This window comes from Paenibacillus sp. D51F (assembly GCF_053345695.1).
In genome coordinates, this window is record NZ_JBKFAO010000028.1 from 1 (window position 1) to 1,843 (window position 1,843).

Annotated in this window: 1 pseudogene; it reads left to right on the top strand. The window is 57.8% G+C overall.

Annotation, left to right across the window (positions count from 1 at the left end):
• Positions 1–441: 441 nt before the first annotated feature.
• Positions 442–1,638, top strand: a pseudogene (locus ACLBWT_RS23240) (IS701 family transposase); the annotation flags it as partial.
• Positions 1,639–1,843: the final 205 nt, after the last annotated feature.

Sequence of the window (1,843 nt, forward strand, 5' to 3'; positions counted from 1 at the left end):
ATCGCCAACCGACTCGCGCAGCGGCAAATCCGTCCCGCGCATGTCATTGCTTGGTCACTGTGGCGACGAACTCATCAGGCCACCGCACAACAAGCACATACCAAATCAAAAACGCAACTGTAATGCTAGGGTCAGGACCCATTAATTTGATGAGAATGGCATCTGAAATGACAAGATATGCAAGGAAAACTGTGAGGACCGGGGTGGTTCCCCCGGTTGAGCAGTTTGACGGAGCAGATCGCCAAGTCATTTCGATGTCCGAAGGATGTGGTCCATCCACTCGCCTACTTCGTCGGAAAGCCTTGAAAATGCACCACATTTCCTTCGTCTTCCCTTCTCGTATCCGAACGGATGGCCTCACACCATTCCCGTCAAATTAATGGGTCCTGACCCTAGCATTACAGTTGCGTTTTTCGGTGAGTTCTGAATCCATGGGCTTCCATGATTCGGAGGCCATGGATGACGGGATTATCGATTGAGGCGACGCTTGAGCTTTGGGCATCATCGTTGCGGGATGTGAAGACACGGATGCTACCTTTGTTCACACAGGGGCGTGTGGCGGCTTCGGCGGGGCAGTTTCTGGACGGTTTGCTCGGCGAGGAACGGCGCAAGACGGGCTGGATGCGTGCCGAAGCTGCCGGCGATCCCGGACCGTGGCGGCAACAGGCGATCCTGGGCCGTGGGCAATGGGATGCGGATGCGCTGCGCGACATCGTTCGCGATTATGCCCTGGAGACACTGGCCCATCCTGACGCCGTGCTGGTAATCGATGAGACTGGGTTCTTGAAACAGGGCAAGGCGTCGTGCGGGGTTGGGCGGCAATATACGGGGTCAGCGGGCAAGATCACCAATTGCCAGATCGGTGTGTTCGCTGCCTACGTCTCGCAGCATGGTCATGCCTTCATCGACCGTGCTCTCTATCTGCCCAAGGCATGGACCGGCGATCGCGAACGGATGGAGAAAGCCCATGTCCCTGCGACCGTCGGCTTTGCGACGAAGCCGGGGCTTGCCCTTTCCATGATCGAGCGCGCCGTAGCCTCGAATGTGCCGTTCTCCTGGGTGGCGGCCGATAGCGTCTATGGTATCGGCGACATCGAAATAGCCTTGCGGCACGCCGGCAAGGGCTACGTTCTGGGTGTCAGCACCAGCCATATGTTCCGTTCATGGGCAAAGCCTGAGATCGTCGCGGGAACCGCCAAGGATATCGCCGAGGATCTGCCCGCTGATGTCTGGCAACGCCTCTCGGCAGGCGCCGGCACCAAGGGCGAGCGCTTCCATGACTGGGTCTATCTGGAATTGGCCGATCTCGACGCCGGCGACTATGACGACGCTTTCAGCGGCGTCTGGACACGCGGCCTTCTGATCCGCCGCAACATCGCCGACGGCGATATGGCTTTCTTCACGACATGGTGCCCGCAAGGCACCTCTATCGAAACCCTGGTCAGGGTGGAAGGGCATCGTTGGGCGATCGAAGACAGCTTCGAGACCGCCAAGAACGAACTCGGTCTCGACCACAACGAAACCCGTTCCTGGCATGGCTGGCATCGCCACGTCTCGCTCGTCATGCTCGCATTCGCCATGATGGCCGCGATCCGACATCATGCCAATGCCGCGCCTCCCCCAAAAACGATGCGCAAAACCCGCCTTTGATCCGCTGGTCGGTTCAGGAAATCCGTCGCATCGCCAACCGACTCGCGCAGCGGCAAATCCGTCCCGCGCATGTCATTGCTTGGTCACTGTGGCGACGAACTCATCAGGCCACCGCAAAACAAGCACATACCAAATCAAAAACGCAACTGTAATGCTAGGGATGCTTATGTTCTCCTGAACATTAATTATTTTA